This is a genomic window from Pseudomonas sp. GW823-FHT05G12 (genome assembly GCF_058795575.1).
Genome location: NZ_CM179501.1, coordinates 5,690,352 through 5,704,514, shown reverse-complemented (window position 1 = coordinate 5,704,514; position 14,163 = coordinate 5,690,352). Strand labels below are relative to the sequence as shown.

Annotated in this window: 12 protein-coding genes; 7 read left to right on the top strand and 5 right to left on the bottom strand. The window is 62.8% G+C overall.

From position 1 onward, the window contains the following. Positions 1-5 precede the first annotated feature (5 nt). Positions 6-1,004 (top strand): type IV pilus twitching motility protein PilT, encoded by a 999-nt coding sequence (locus AC3RCM_RS25905; RefSeq protein ID WP_104886948.1) that lies wholly within the window; start codon positions 6-8, stop codon positions 1,002-1,004. A 127-nt stretch (positions 1,005-1,131) separates the two neighbouring features. Here the strand turns inward: AC3RCM_RS25905 and AC3RCM_RS25900 are convergent, their stop codons facing one another. Next, positions 1,132-1,755 (bottom strand): C40 family peptidase, encoded by a 624-nt coding sequence (locus AC3RCM_RS25900; protein WP_020191289.1) that lies wholly within the window; start codon positions 1,753-1,755, stop codon positions 1,132-1,134. 164 nt (positions 1,756-1,919) lie between these two features. Between AC3RCM_RS25900 and AC3RCM_RS25895 the strand changes: the two genes are divergently transcribed. Further along, positions 1,920-2,339 (top strand): NINE protein, encoded by a 420-nt coding sequence (locus tag AC3RCM_RS25895; RefSeq protein ID WP_010955634.1) that lies wholly within the window; start codon positions 1,920-1,922, stop codon positions 2,337-2,339. A 90-nt stretch (positions 2,340-2,429) separates the two neighbouring features. Here the strand turns inward: AC3RCM_RS25895 and AC3RCM_RS25890 are convergent, their stop codons facing one another. The 3 genes from AC3RCM_RS25890 to AC3RCM_RS25880 all read right to left on the bottom strand — a co-directional run bounded on the left by AC3RCM_RS25890 (position 2,430) and on the right by AC3RCM_RS25880 (position 7,273). Further along, positions 2,430-3,128, bottom strand: coding sequence for an SPOR domain-containing protein (locus AC3RCM_RS25890; protein ID WP_014859104.1), 699 nt, complete (start codon positions 3,126-3,128; stop codon positions 2,430-2,432). Position 3,129: 1 nt separating this feature from the next. Then, complete coding sequence (gene argS / locus AC3RCM_RS25885) at positions 3,130-4,866, bottom strand: arginine--tRNA ligase (protein WP_104962718.1); 1,737 nt, start codon at positions 4,864-4,866, stop codon at positions 3,130-3,132. A gap of 187 nt (positions 4,867-5,053) precedes the next feature. Then, entirely contained in the window at positions 5,054-7,273 is a 2,220-nt protein-coding gene (locus AC3RCM_RS25880; RefSeq protein WP_010955632.1) for a primosomal protein N', read from the bottom strand. A gap of 167 nt (positions 7,274-7,440) precedes the next feature. On the opposite strand from AC3RCM_RS25880, the gene rpmE reads away from it, so the two are divergent. The 3 genes from rpmE (at position 7,441) to AC3RCM_RS25865 (ending at position 9,926) form a co-directional block, all read left to right on the top strand. Then, a complete protein-coding gene (gene rpmE / locus AC3RCM_RS25875; RefSeq protein ID WP_003249127.1) occupies positions 7,441-7,656 on the top strand; it encodes a 50S ribosomal protein L31 in 216 nt (71 codons plus the stop codon). 2 nt (positions 7,657-7,658) lie between these two features. Beyond that, entirely contained in the window at positions 7,659-8,480 is an 822-nt protein-coding gene (locus AC3RCM_RS25870; RefSeq protein WP_198747877.1) for a thermonuclease family protein, read from the top strand. A 177-nt stretch (positions 8,481-8,657) separates the two neighbouring features. Beyond that, on the top strand, positions 8,658-9,926 hold the full coding sequence (locus AC3RCM_RS25865; RefSeq protein ID WP_004575488.1) for a malic enzyme-like NAD(P)-binding protein: 1,269 nt from the start codon (positions 8,658-8,660) through the stop codon (positions 9,924-9,926). Between the two features lie 154 nt (positions 9,927-10,080). Here AC3RCM_RS25865 and AC3RCM_RS25860 read toward each other — a convergent pair whose 3' ends face one another. After that, entirely contained in the window at positions 10,081-12,531 is a 2,451-nt protein-coding gene (locus AC3RCM_RS25860) for a penicillin-binding protein 1A (RefSeq protein WP_371919370.1), read from the bottom strand. A 206-nt stretch (positions 12,532-12,737) separates the two neighbouring features. Between AC3RCM_RS25860 and pilM the strand changes: the two genes are divergently transcribed. Next, entirely contained in the window at positions 12,738-13,619 is an 882-nt protein-coding gene (gene pilM / locus AC3RCM_RS25855; protein ID WP_010955629.1) for a type IV pilus biogenesis protein PilM, read from the top strand. Further along, positions 13,616-14,152: a PilN domain-containing protein gene (locus AC3RCM_RS25850; RefSeq protein ID WP_409320382.1), complete on the top strand. Its 537-nt coding sequence runs from the start codon at positions 13,616-13,618 to the stop codon at positions 14,150-14,152. The genes pilM and AC3RCM_RS25850 overlap by 4 nt, the downstream gene beginning before the upstream one ends. The last annotated feature ends 11 nt before the right edge of the window (positions 14,153-14,163 follow it).

The window sequence follows — 14,163 nt, the reverse complement described above, 5'->3', positions numbered from 1 at the left end:
GTCTTATGGATGTGACCGACCTGTTGGCCCGAGCTGTGGATGCGGGGGCTTCAGACCTGCACCTGGCGACGGGCCAGATTCCGATGCTGCGCCTGGATGGCGAGTTGCAGCGTATGGGCTTGCCGCCGTTGAATCAGGGTGCCTTGATCGAGGGCATGGCCAGCGTGCTGGATGACGATCAGCGCCGGCAGTGGGCCCAAGGCGATGAAATGGACCTTGCGCTGGAGTTGCCGGCGCTTGGGCGCTTTCGGCTGAACCTGTTTCGCCAGTTGAATGGCCCGGCGATTACCTTTCGGCTGATCCCGGGGCGCATTGCGACGGTGAGTGAGCTGGACCTTGCGGATGTGTTTCAAGCTGTTGCGCATTGCCGGGATGGCTTGATCCTCGTGGGCGGGCCGACCGGTAGTGGCAAGTCCAGCACCCTGGCAACGCTGCTCGACCAGCTGAACCGCGAGCGGGCGCTGCACATCATTACCCTGGAAGACCCTGTCGAGGTCATCCATGCCAGCCAGCGCAGCCTGGTCAACCAGCGTGAGATGGGGCGCCATAGTCGCGGCTTTGCTCAGGGGCTGCGCAGTGCGCTGCGCCAGGACCCGGACGTGATCATGATCGGCGAGTTGCGCGACCTGGAAACCATTCGCCTGGCCCTGCGCGCGGCCGAAACCGGGCACCTGGTGCTGGCAACCGTGCATGCGCGTTCGGCGACCAGCAGCATCGACAGGTTGGTGGAGGTGTTTGCTGCCGAGGAAAAGCCGTTGGTGCGGGCGATGCTGGCCGAGTCGCTGCGCCTGGTGGTCGCGCAGGTGCTGGTCAGGCGCGTAGGGGGTGGGCGGGTGGCGGCGCGGGAAGTGCTGGTGGCGACGCCGGCGGTGCGTAACCTGGTTCGGGAGGGGCGGTTGGCGCAGTTGTCTTCAGTGATGCAGGGCGGGGCGGCGGAGGGGATGCTGACGATGGAGGGGGCGTTGCGGAGGCTGAGGGAGCGAGGGTTGATCAAAGGCTTGTAGTACCTGCAAAGGCCCTTTCGCGGGCGCGCCCGCTCCCACAGGTATGGCGCTGCCCGCGAGAGCGACGCGCTACGTGTGGGAGCGGGCGTGCCCGCGAAGGGGCCGGTACCGGATAGCGCCGATCAGATTAACGCTTGGCCAGACTCAGCTGCTGCTCTTTCGGCAGCACCCGCTTGGCCACCACGTAGTGCTTCTGCCAGTAAGGCTTGCTCAAGGTGTCGATACTCACCCGCTTGCCACGACGTGGAGCGTGGATGAAGCGGTCGTTACCCAGATAGATGGCTACGTGATTGACCCGACGGCTCTTGATGTTGAAGAAGATCAGGTCGCCAGGCTTCAGATCACCCTTGGCCACCTTCACCCCGTGGCCCCGGGCCATGGCATTGGAGGTGCGCGGCAGGTCGACGTCGGCGACGTCGTTGAAGGCGTATTTGACCAGCCCGCTGCAGTCAAAGCCTTTTTTCGGGCTGCTGCCGCCCCAAACATAAGGGGTACCGAGCACATTTACCGCACGGCTCAGCACATCGCTGCTTTGCTTAGGCGACATGGCGGCGACATTCGCACCGCGGCTGCTGGCGGCATTGCTCGGGCGGGCGCGTAGCGCGGTCTGTTTGACTGGTGCGCGTTTCACCGAGGCGTTGGTCGTGTAGCCGGTGAAACCATTGGGAAGACGTTGCTCACGATTGGTGGCGTGGGCGGCCAGGGGCAATAATAGGCAGAGGGTCAGCCATGTCTTGATCAAAGGCGGCATAGATGAAGCTCTTATGAATAGTTATGTGTTGGCGCGCAACTTTATAACAGCTTTTTGATCAGTTATTGATCCGTTGGTCGATTGCCAGGCGCCGTATGTCGGCTTGCGACGAAAAAGTCACATTTTTTCTTAGAAAATTTTCGGATAACCCACAGGGGCTATGAATGAACAGTTATCAACAGGGGGTGCCCTTTCACGACACCCACAGCAAAACCATCGGCTACCTGCTGTGGATTTTCGGCTTCACCGGTTCCCATCGTTTCTATTACGGCAAGCCGATTACCGGGACCATCTGGTTCTTCACCTTGGGCTTGCTGGGCATTGGCTGGTTGATCGACCTGTTCCTGATCCCGTCCATGGACCGTGAAGCCGACCTGAGGTTTCAGTCCGGGCGTATCGACTACAACATCGCCTGGATCCTGCTGACCTTCCTGGGGGTGTTTGGCCTGCACCGGCTGTATCAGGGCAAGTGGATCACCGCGATCATCTACTTCTTTACCGGCGGGTTGTTCCTGGTGGGGGTGCTGTATGACTTCTGGACGTTGAACAGCCAGGTGTCCGAAAGGAATGCGGGGCGGGGCTGACGGTAGCGGGGCTGCTTTACAGCCCCTTCACGGGCAATGCTGTCCATATAAAGAAGGCCTTGTCGCACCGCTGCGGCAAGGCCTTCTTCGTTACTGACGGGTCTGCCGCTGTTGCAGCAACAGGTTGCTGAACCCGGCCCCAGCCAGCTGCTTCTGTGCCCCGGTCAACTGCTCGCGGTTGCTGAACGGCCCGACCAGCACGCGGTACCAGGTTTCATCCTTGACCGTGCCCGACTCCACTTTCACGGACTGGCCCAGCAGGATGATCTGTGCCCGTACCTTGTCGGCATCGGCCTGCTTGCGGAACGAGCCGGCCTGAAGGAAGTACTGCGTGGTCGCCGCCGGTTTGATCACGGGTGGTGGCGGTGGCGGGGTCTGGCCGAGCAACGCTGCCTGGGCCCTCGCCGTGTCGATTTTCGCCGCTTCTGCTGGTGTCACCGGGGTTACCGGCTGGGCCGGCACCGGTGGGGTTTTCTCCGGTACGGCTTCCGGCGGCACGATCACCTCAGACTCCGGCAGCAGGGTGTAGAAGTCGTACTTCGGCTTCACCGGCTGTTGCGGGGTGGCTTGCGCGGGCTTGCCGGCTTCGGCCGCTTTCGCCGGTTTCTCCTGCTCGGGCTTGGTGCGCTTGATGTCATCGCCACCGGGTTCGAGCTTCATCAGGAACACGATGAACGCGCCTACGGTCAGGCCGACCGCCAGCCATACCCAGCCGGGGATCGGCTGTTTGGCCGGTGCCGTCTGGCGGCTGGCGCCGCGTTTCGGGGCAGGTTTTTTCTTGGCAGCCAACTTACATGCGCTCCAGGGTTTCCAGGCCGAGCAGTTCCAGACCTTGTTTGAGGGTGCGGCCAGTCAGGGCGGCCAGGCGCAGCCGGCTCTGCTGCTGCGAAGGGGTTTCGGCTGCGAGGATCGGGCAGTTCTCGTAGAAGCTGGAGAACAGGCCGGCCAAGTCGTACAGGTAGCTGCACAGCACGTGCGGCGTGCCTTTTTCGGCGACGTTGTTGAGGATTTCGCCAAACTGCGCCAGGCGCGCGGCCAAGTCCTGCTCGTGGGCAGCTTGCAGCAGGATTTTGCCGTCGACTTCGTCAAAGCCTTTGCCCAGCTTGCGGAACACGCCGGCTACGCGGGTGTAAGCGTACAGCAGGTAAGGCGCGGTGTTGCCTTCGAAGTTGAGCATCAACTCGAAGTTGAAGCTGTAGTCGCTGGTGCGGTGCTTGGACAGGTCGGCGTATTTCACCGCGCCAATGCCCACCACCTCGCCGATGTGGCGCAGTTCGTCGTCGGCCAGGCTCGGGTTTTTTTCCTTGACCAGCGCGTAGGCGCGCTCCTTGGCCTCGGTGAGCAGGTCGATCAGCTTCACGGTGCCGCCGTCACGGGTCTTGAACGGGCGGCCGTCGGCGCCGTTCATGGTGCCGAAGCCCATGTGCTCCATTTGCATCGGGTGGCCGACGAAGCCAGCGCGGCGGGCCACTTCGAACACCTGATTGAAGTGCAGGGCCTGGCGCTGGTCGACGAAGTACAGTGCGCGGTCAGCCTTCAACACGTTGCTGCGGTAACGCACGGCAGCCAGGTCGGTGGTGGCGTACAGATAGCCGCCGTCAGCCTTCTGCACGATCACCGGCAGGGGGTCGCCGTCGCTGTTCTTGAACTCTTCGAGGAACACGCATTGGGCGCCCTGGTCTTCGACCAGCAGGCCCTTGGCCTTGAGGTCGGCCACCACGTTGGCCAAGTCGTCGTTGTAGGCACTTTCGCCCATCACGTCGGCCATGGTCAGCTTGACGTTGAGCAGCTCATAGGTCTTCTGGCAGTGCGACAGCGAGATGTCCTTGAAGCGTGTCCAAAGGGCCAGACACTCGGGGTCACCGGCTTGCAGCTTGACCACCAGGCCGCGAGCGCGAGTGGCGAACTCTTCCGATTCATCGAAGCGTTTCTTCGCCGCGCGGTAGAAGTTTTCCAGGTCCGACAGCTCGTCGCTGGTGATCGGGTTTTCCTGCAGGTAGGCCATCAGCATGCCGAACTGGGTACCCCAGTCGCCGACGTGGTTCTGGCGGATGACGTTGTCGCCCAGGAACTCCAGCACGCGCGCAACGCTGTCACCGATGATGGTCGAGCGCAGGTGGCCGACGTGCATTTCCTTGGCCAGGTTGGGTGCCGACATGTCGATCACCACCTTTTGCGCCGGGCCGGCTTTGCGCGCACCCAGGTGGGCGTCGGCCAGGGCGGCATCCAGGCGGTTGGCCAGGGCGTCGGTGTTCTGGAAGAAGTTGAGGAAGCCGGGGCCTGCAATCTCGACCTTGCTGATGTCGGCGCTGGCCGGCAGGGCGTTGATCAGTTTTTCGGCGAGGTCGCGCGGCTTCATGCCGGCCGGCTTGGCCAGCATCATGGCGATGTTGCTGGCGAAGTCGCCGTGGGTCTTGTCCCGGGCGTTTTCCACCTGGATCGCCGGCGACAGCCCTTCAGGCAGCACACCGTCGGTGACGAGTTGGGTGAGGGCTTGCTGGATCAGCTGGCGAATGGTGTCTTTCATGGGGATCTCTTTTCGACCGCAAGCGCGGTGAGCGCCTGGATGCGCAGGTGGAAAAACTGGGCATTATCCGTTGCCGGGAGCAGGTTGCCAACCTTTGGGCGGCAAGCTGGGGGCCACAAGCGGCAAGAAAAAGCGGCATCGCACCCGCCCGGCGCTTGCTTGCGGCTGGCAACTCGCAGCTTGCAGCTCAATACAGGTCTACCGGGTCGACATCCAGCGACCAGCGCACCTGGCGCCCGCTCGGCAACTGCTCCAACACTAGCAACCAGGCGCTGATCAGTCGATGCAACGGCGCCCGGGTATTGGCCTGTATCAACAATTGTGCGCGGAATCGTCCGGCGCGGCGCTCCATGGGCGCCGGTACCGGGCCCAGCAGTTCGATACCCGGCAGGCGCTGTTCGGCCACCAGACGCTCGGCGGCGGCACAGGCTTCGTCGAGGAAACCTTCGGCCTGCCCCGGCTTGTGTGCTTCGGCACGCAGCAAGGCCAGGTGCGAGTAGGGCGGCAGCCCGGCGGCTCGGCGTTCGTCCAGGGCCTGTTCGGCGAAGGCGAAGTAGCCTTGCTCGGTTAGCTGGACCAGCAGTGGGTGGTCGGCCAGGTGGGTTTGGATGATGACCTTGCCGGGCTCTTCGGCCCGTCCGGCCCGTCCGGCCACCTGTACGATAAGTTGTGCCATGCGCTCGCTGGCGCGGAAGTCACCGGAAAACAGCCCGCCATCGGCATCAAGGATGGCCACCAGGGTCACCCGCGGGAAGTGGTGGCCCTTGGCGAGCATCTGGGTGCCGACGAGGATGCTCGGCTGGCCGCGCTGGATGGTGCTGAACAGGTTGTGCATGGCGTCCTTGCGCGCCGTGCTGTCGCGGTCCACGCGCAGGATCGGGTAATCCGGGAACAGCACCTTCAGGCGCTCTTCGGCGCGCTCGGTACCGGCACCGACCGGGCGCAGGTCGACGTGGTTGCATTGCGGGCACTGGTGCGGCAGGCGTTCGTCATAGCCACAGTGGTGGCAGCGCAGCACGCCGGAGCGCTGGTGCACGGTCATGCGCGCATCGCAGCGTGGGCATTCGGACAGCCAGCCGCAATCGTGGCACAGCAGGGTTGGAGCAAAGCCGCGGCGGTTGAGAAACACCAGCACTTGTTGGCCGGCCTCCAGCGTCTGTCGGATAGCCTGCTGCAGCGGGCCGCTGATACCGCTGTCCAGTGGCAGGCTCTTCACATCCAGGCGCAGCATGCGCGGCGGGCGTGCCCCCCCGGCGCGTTGGTTCATACGCAGCAGGCGGTAGCGGCCGGTCAGGGCGTTATGCAGGGTTTCCAGCGAGGGTGTGGCGGAACCGAGCAGGATCGGGATGTTCTCCTGGTGAGCGCGTACCAGCGCCAGGTCGCGGGCGTGGTACCGCAGGCCTTCCTGCTGTTTATAGGAGCCGTCGTGCTCTTCGTCGATGATGATCAGGCCGGGGTTTTTCATCGGCGTGAACAATGCCGAGCGGGTGCCGATGATGATATCGGCCTCGCCGTCCCGTGCCGCCAGCCAGGCATCCAGGCGTTCGCGGTCGTTCACCGCAGAGTGCAGCAGGGCAATGCGCGCGTTGAAGCGTTGCTCGAAGCGGGCCAGGGTTTGCGGGCCGAGGTTGATCTCCGGGATCAGCACCAGCGCCTGCTTGCCGGCTTCCAGGGTTTCACGGATCAGTTGCAGGTAGACCTCGGTCTTGCCACTGCCGGTGACGCCGGCCAGCAAGAACGCGCCGAAACCGCCAAAACCCTCGCACACGGCGTCGAAGGCTTCGCGTTGCTCTTCGTTGAGCGGCAGTTCCGGCTGTGCCAGCCAGTGCTCATGGCGTAGTGCCGGCAAGTGGCGGCGCGTCTCGATCTGCACCAGATCCTTGGCCAGCAGCAGGTCGAGGCTGTCCTTGTTCAGGTTGAGTTTGGCCAGCAGGCTGTGGGCCACGCCATGCGGGTGCTGAGCCAGGGTCTTGAGGGCGTCGCGCTGGCGCGGCGCGCGGGCGATGCGCGGGTCTTCCAGGCGGGCGCCAGGGGCTATGTGCCAGAAGCGTTCCTGGCGCATCTCGGCGGCCTCGCCCTGGCGCAGTAGCGTGGGCAGCGCCCAGCTCAGGGTATCGCCCAGACTGTGCTGGTAGTACTGGGCGGTCCACAGGCACAACTTGAACAGCGACGCGGGGATGGGGGACACCGGGTCGAGCAGGGCGCTGGCAGGCTTCAGTTTGTCGGCGGGCACTTCGCTCTGCGTGCACACCTCTATCAGCACGCCGATCATTTCGCGGCGGCCAAAGGGCACGCGGATGCGCATGCCAGGGGTCAAGGTCAGGCGCGCCATGCTCGCCGGCGCCTTGTAGTCGAACAGGCGCCGCAGCGGAGAGGGCAGGGCAAGGCGCAGGATGACGTCGGACACGCGGAAAGTCTCGGAGGGCGTTACAAGGACTGGCGAGCCTAGCAGACGACGGTCGGTGCAAGCGACATCTTGCGCTGACGGTGTGCTCTGGTATTATTCGCCGCCTAATTACGTGCGGTATTCAACAATTGGTGTTGGGTGGCGGCACGCAGCTCGAGGAAGTGACCATGAAAGAAGGTATCCACCCGAACTACGAAGTAGTTGCAGTCACCTGCAGCTGCGGTAACAAGTTCGAAACTCGTTCGACCCTGGGCAACGTCCTGTCGATCGACGTTTGCAACCTGTGCCACCCGTTCTACACCGGTAAGCAGAAAGTTCTGGACACCGGTGGTCGCGTACAGAAGTTCGCCGATCGCTTCGGCATGTTCGGTGCCAAGAAGTAATCATGCGCATGGCGAATCCTTCGGGTTTCGCATTGTTGCTGAAGAAGGCGTCCCTTGTGGGCGCCTTTTTTGTGGGCGTTATCTGGCATTTCCCGGTCCTGGCGTTCTGCCCACAGCCGGACAAGCCCCAATGGGTAGCGGTACGACAGGTGGTTGATGGCGACACCTTGCGTCTGGTCGATGGCCGCAGTGTGCGGCTGATCGGTATCAATGCCCCGGAAATAGGCCGCAAGGGGCGTACCAGTGAGCCCTATGCCGAAGCTGCCAGGCGGCGATTGCAGGCCTTGGTAAAGGCCAATGACGATCGTGTCGGGCTGGTGCCTGGTGTTGAAGGTAAGGACAAGTATGGTCGCACACTGGCGCACATCTACAGCCGCAATGGCGACAATCTGGAAGCACAATTGCTTAGCGAGGGCTTGGGCTACCGCGTGGCCATTGCCCCCAATGTGCGTTTCAGTGGTTGTCAGCAGCTTGCCGAACAAGCTGCGCGCCAGGCTGGCGTTGGCCTGTGGCGGCATTCGCCCGTAGTGGCTGCAGGCAATGTCAGGCAGTCAGGTTTCGCTGTTGTGCGTGGTCGTATCGAAGGTATCGAGCGAAATCGTGGTGGGGTCTGGCTGACCCTGGGCAGTACCCTGGTGCTGCAGGTTCCCGCTCGTCTGCAGCGCAACTTCCCCGCCAGCTTCTTCGATAACCTCAAGGGACGCCAGGTCGAAGCGCGCGGGTGGGTGCTGGATCGTTCCCGCAGGGGTGGCCTCAAGCCCGGGCAGCGACGCTGGGTGTTGCCATTGACCGATCCGAGCATGTTGGAGCGCATTTCAGGCTAAAAGATGTAGACATTTCGCTACTGGATTGTACACACTGTTGGTCGTATGCCCCGTGGGTTGTAGCGTAAAGTCGTAGGCTAAAGGCCTTGACACAAGTGACCGGCCAGTCTTGTGGCTCCCCGGCTCTTTGCGTATCCTCGGCGGTCCGTCAGAACAGTAAATAGCGGAATGCCCACCATGTCAGACCTGAAAACCGCCGCTCTCGAATATCACGCTCAACCTCGTCCGGGGAAACTGAGCGTTGAACTCTCCAAGCCCACTGCCACCGCCCGTGACCTCGCCCTGGCCTACAGCCCAGGTGTTGCAGAGCCGGTGCGCGAAATTGGACGTGATCCAGAGCTGGCTTACAAATACACCGGCAAAGGCAACCTGGTTGCGGTGATTTCCGATGGCACTGCCATCCTCGGTCTGGGTGACCTCGGCCCACTGGCTTCCAAGCCGGTCATGGAAGGCAAGGGTGTTCTGTTCAAGCGTTTCGCCGGTATCGATGTGTTCGACATCGAAGTCGAATCGGAAAGCCCGCAAGCGTTCATCGACACCGTTCGCCGCATTTCGATCACCTTCGGTGGCATCAACCTTGAAGACATCAAGGCACCTGAGTGCTTTGAAATCGAACGTACCCTGATCGAACAGTGCGACATCCCGGTGTTCCACGATGACCAGCACGGTACTGCCATCGTGACTGCCGCTGGCATGATCAACGCCCTGGAAATCGCCGGCAAGAAACTGGAAGAAGCCAAGATCGTCTGCCTGGGCGCCGGCGCTGCTGCCATTTCCTGCATGAAGCTGCTGGTAAGCATGGGTGCGAAGGTCGAGAACATCTTCATGATCGACCGTAGTGGCGTGATCCACGCTGGCCGTGACGACCTGAACCAGTACAAGGCGCAGTTCGCCCACGCGACCGACAAGCGCACCCTGGCCGACGCCCTTGACGGTGCCGACGTGTTCGTAGGTCTGTCTGGCCCGAACCTGCTGAGCCCGGAAGGCCTGAAGTCGATGGCTGCCAACCCGATCGTGTTCGCCTGCTCGAACCCGGACCCGGAAATCTCGCCAGAGCTGGCGCATGCCACTCGCAACGACGTGATCATGGCTACCGGTCGTTCCGACTACCCGAACCAGGTCAACAACGTACTGGGCTTCCCGTTCATCTTCCGTGGTGCTCTGGACGTTCGCGCCAAGCGTATCAACGAAGAGATGAAGATCGCTGCCGCTATCGCCCTGAAAGACCTGGCCAAGCTGCCAGTGCCGAAGGAAGTTTGCGAAGCCTATGGCGTTGAAGGCCTGGAGTTCGGCCGTGAGTACATCATTCCGAAGCCGCTGGATGCACGCTTGATCACCGTCGTTTCCGATGCTGTGGCCAAGGCTGCCATCGAATCCGGCGTGGCTACCCTGCCTTATCCGAAGCACTACCCGCTGACCAGCGTGGATGAAGTGTTCAACGGCTGATTGCAGCAAGCGACATAAAAAAGCCCCGGCTCGCATGAGCCGGGGCTTTTTGTTGGGGCTTGGGAATGTGTCAGGGCTGCAAGGTGTTGGTCAGGGCACTTGTGGCGCCTATCAGATCGATCGCCCACGCAAAACCTGAGTCAGGCGCCCTGCCTTAGAACAGATCCATCGGCGTCGCTTCATCGGCTGGCAGCGGGCTGCCCGGTGCCGCGCCATTGCCCAGCTCGTCCACCGACGGCGGAGAATCTTCGGCCTTGAACAGCTCGAAGTAGGCATTCGGTGTGCTCGGCGATGCAGCGCGCCCGCTGATCGGGTCGACGCGCAAGCTGAGAATGCCTTCCGGTTCTGCCGGGGCATGCGCAGGCTTGTCCTTGAGCGCCGCGCCCATGAAGTTCATCCAGATCGGCAGTGCCGCAGTCCCACCATATTCGCGGCGGCCGAGGGTTTCCGGTTGGTCGAAGCCGACCCAAACGGTAGTCACGTAATCGGCGTTGTAACCGGAGAACCAGGCGTCCTTGGATTCGTTGGTCGTACCCGTCTTGCCCGCCAGGTCGGTGCGGCCCAAGGCCAGCGCCCGGCGGCCGGTGCCGCGCTTGATCACGTCCTGCAGCATGCTGGTGAGGATGTAGGTGGTACGCCCGTCGATGATCTGTTCGGCCACTGCCGGCGCTTGCGATGCCGCGCCCACCTGGCTGAAGGCAGAAGGTGCCTCGCCTGGCATGGCCGCAGTGCTGATTGGCTGCTCGGGTGCGGCCAGGCCCGCCTGGTCTTCGGCACCTTGCGGTACGCGGGCCGGGTTGGCGGTGAACAGTGTCTCGCCGCTGCGGCTCTCGATGCGCTCGATCAGGTACGGGGTGATCTTGTACCCACCGTTGGCAAAGGTGCTCCAGCCGGTGGCGATTTCCATCGGGGTCAGGGTGGCGGTGCCCAGGGCCAGCGACAGGTTGCGCGGCAGGTCCTGCTTGTTGAAGCCGAACTTGGCGATGTAGTCGATGGTGCGGTCCACGCCCATGGCTTGCAGCAGGCGGATCGACACCAGGTTACGTGACTTGTACAGCGCCTCACGCATGCGGATAGGGCCGAGGAAGGTGTTGGTATCGTTCTTCGGTCGCCACACTTTATCCACCGACTCGTCAACGAACACGATCGGCGCATCGTTGACCAGGCTGGAGGCGGTGTAGCCGCTGTCCAGCGCGGCGCTGTAGATGAATGGTTTGAAACTTGAGCCCGGTTGGCGCTTGGCCTGCACGGCGCGGTTGTAGTTGCTCTGCTCGAACGAGAAACCGCCGACCAGGGCGCGGATGGCGCCGCTGTTCGGGTCGAGGGTGACCAGGGCGCTCTGCGCAACGGGCACCTGGCTGAACTTCAATGTGCCATCGTCAAGGCGTTGCAGGCGCACCAGGTCACCGACCTGGGCCACGTCGGCCGGCGATTGCGGCGAACGGCCCTGGGCGTTGTTGTTGATGAACGGGCGCGCCCATTTCATGGTGTCCCAGGCAACCTGCGCCTCTTGGCCGTCACGGGTCAGCACCTTAAGGCCGGTGTGTTCCACCTGGGTGACAATGGCTGGCTCCAGGCCGCCAAGGGTGCGTTGCTTGCCCAGCTCCTGCAGCCACGCTGCCTGGGTGCGGCCCGGGAAGCGTGCTTCAGGGCCACGGTAGCCGTGGCGCTCATCGTAATCGGAGAGACCCTTGAGGACGGCCTTGTTGGCCATTTCCTGCATGTCGCTAGGCACGGTGGTTGTGACGCGGAAGCCTTCGGTGTAGGCGTCGCTGCCGTAGCGGCCGACCATTTCCGCGCGGGCCATTTCGGCGATGTAGGGGGCATTCACCTCAGGCGTCGGCACGTGATAGCTGGCGTTGAGCGGCTCGGCCAGGGCGGCCTCGTAGCTGGCCTGGTCGATCTTGCCCAGCTTGTACATGCGCCCGAGGATCCAGTCGCGGCGCTCTTTGGCGCGCACCGGGTTGGCCAGCGGGTTGAAGCGCGACGGTGCCTTGGGCAGGCCGGCGATCATCGCCATCTGCGCCAGGCTCACGTCACGGATGGACTTGCCATAGTACACCTGCGCAGCTGCATCGATACCGTAGGCGCGGTTGCCCAGGTAGATCTTGTTCACGTACAGCTCGAGGATTTCGTCCTTGGTCAGCTCACGCTCGATCTGCAGGGCCAGCAGGATTTCGTTGGTCTTGCGTGAGAAGCTGCGCTCGCTGGTGAGGAAGAAGTTCTTCGCTACCTGCATGGTGATGGTGCTGCCGCCGGTCTGGATATGACCGGTTTTCACCAGCTGGGTTGCTGCGCGCATCAGGCTGCTGGGGTCGACGCCGTAGTGGTTGAGGAAATTGTCGTCCTCGGCTGACAGCAGCGCCTGAATGAATTGTGGGGGAATTTCCGCGAAGCGGATCGGCGAGCGGCGCATTTCGCCGAATTCGGCAATCAGCTTGCCATCGCTGCTGTACACCCTGAGGGGGATCTGCAACTGGATGCTTCTGAGGGACTCGACCGAGGGCAGGCTGGGACTAAGATACAGAAACGCACCGCTCACACCGAGTACGAGCGCGCAGATGACTGCGACGGAAGACCACCAGAAGAACTTCAGCAGACGTATCAAGGCTTTTCGGTGTCCAGGTTGGGAGTGGATTGCACGCAGGTCCGGTGGACCAAAAAACGCTGGGCATTATAAGCATTTTTCGCCTTTCCGGGTGACCGGCCAGGCTACTCGTCGACTCGATGGGTAGCCCTGGCCCAGTGTTGCCGCGGGGTTGCGACAGGTGACTGCGCTTGGCAGCTGTAACAGACAGCAAAGGAGTCGCGATGTTTGGACGCTTCGGCAAGGATGCCGGTTCACTCGTGGGGGTGGAAATTACGCCCGACGCCGTTCGGATCATGCAACTGCAGCAGCGCAATCGACGCTGCCGTGTGATGGGGTCGGCACAAGAGCTGTTTCAGGCGCCGCTGGCCGATGACTGGGCTCAGGCGCCTGGGGTGGTGGTGGCTGCGCTGCAGCGAGCTTACCGGCGCAGCGGCCTCAGGCAACGCCGGGTAGCGCTGGCATTGCCGGCCAGTCAGGTTATCTGCAAGTTGTGCCATCTGCCGGTGGAGCAGAGCGGGGCGCAGTTAGAGGCACAGCTGCTTGCCGATGCAGAGCGGCTGTTTCCGTTTCCGCTGGAAGACCTGGCCTTGGATTTTCAGGTCATGGGGGCTTCCCATGACCAGCCAGGTTGCTCCGAGGTAATGGTTGCAGCCTGTCGGCAGAGTGCGCTGGCGTCACTCGAAGCCGTCGTCGAGGAGGCGGGCTTGCAGTTGGAAGCCGTCGAGGTCGACAACATTGCCTTGTGCCGCATGTTGCCACAGGGTGGCCTTGAGGGAGCAGCGCTGCTGCGTGTCGAAAACCGCAGCGTAACCCTTCATGACTGGCAGCCGGGCAGGGCGTACCAGCGCTGTGAGCTGCAAACGACTGGCCCGGACATGAACGGACAATGGCCAGAGCGTCTCCAGGCTTTACTGGTCGGGCAGAGCCGGCCTGCGGGGTTGTGGGTTGCCAGCAGCTCATCGATCAATCCGGGCTGGCTACAAGCCTTGGGCAGCCGGCTGAATGTGCCGTGCACCTACCTGCCTGGGCTGGCAGGGCTGGAACATGTTGATGGGGCGATGCTGCTGGCCTGCGCCTTGGCCTTGGGAGGGCTGCGCCCATGATGCGGCTGAACCTTCTGCCCTGGCGCGAACGGCAGCGTCAGGCGGCGCTGCGGCGCTTTCGAGGACAGTTGATTGCTGGCGCACTCCTGGCTTTGTGCGCCGTGATGCTGGTCGATCAGCTGGCCCGCCAACGCGGGCAGCAGCAGGTGCTGGCCAATACCCAGCGCCAAGCGACCCTTGATATACAGGATGAGCAGTTGCAGCCGCTGGCCGAAGTGCGTGCACAGCATGAAGCGCTACTTGCCCGTGTGGTGGCCCTGGAGGGCCTGCGCGCCCATCAGGGTGTATTGGCCGGTGTCTTCGCCGACGTTGAAGGGGCGTTGCCTGAAGGTGTGCAGCTAGTCGGCCTGAGCCTTGATAGTGGTCGCCTGCAGGTGACAGGGTTGGCTGCGTCCGGTGCTGTGGTGGCGCAGTTCATGCGCGACTTGAACCGCTCGAACGTTTTGCTCGATCTGGAGCTCAAGCGCATCAAGAGCCTGCCGGACGGCGATGAGTTTCTGCTCACCGCTCGCGTTGCGGCGTTCTGGTCGTGAGTCCAGCGCAG

What these genes read in the sequence shown, in the direction of transcription:
- AC3RCM_RS25905 (WP_104886948.1), top strand. Translation starts at nt 6, where the DNA reads ATGGATGTGACCGACCTGTTGGCCCGAGCTGTGGATGCGGGGGCTTCA.
- AC3RCM_RS25900 (WP_020191289.1), bottom strand. Translation starts at nt 1,755, where the DNA reads ATGCCGCCTTTGATCAAGACATGGCTGACCCTCTGCCTATTATTGCCC.
- AC3RCM_RS25895 (WP_010955634.1), top strand. Translation starts at nt 1,920, where the DNA reads ATGAACAGTTATCAACAGGGGGTGCCCTTTCACGACACCCACAGCAAA.
- argS (WP_104962718.1), bottom strand. Translation starts at nt 4,866, where the DNA reads ATGAAAGACACCATTCGCCAGCTGATCCAGCAAGCCCTCACCCAACTC.
- rpmE (WP_003249127.1), top strand. Translation starts at nt 7,441, where the DNA reads ATGAAAGAAGGTATCCACCCGAACTACGAAGTAGTTGCAGTCACCTGC.
- AC3RCM_RS25870 (WP_198747877.1), top strand. Translation starts at nt 7,659, where the DNA reads ATGCGCATGGCGAATCCTTCGGGTTTCGCATTGTTGCTGAAGAAGGCG.
- AC3RCM_RS25865 (WP_004575488.1), top strand. Translation starts at nt 8,658, where the DNA reads ATGTCAGACCTGAAAACCGCCGCTCTCGAATATCACGCTCAACCTCGT.
- pilM (WP_010955629.1), top strand. Translation starts at nt 12,738, where the DNA reads ATGTTTGGACGCTTCGGCAAGGATGCCGGTTCACTCGTGGGGGTGGAA.
- AC3RCM_RS25850 (WP_409320382.1), top strand. Translation starts at nt 13,616, where the DNA reads ATGATGCGGCTGAACCTTCTGCCCTGGCGCGAACGGCAGCGTCAGGCG.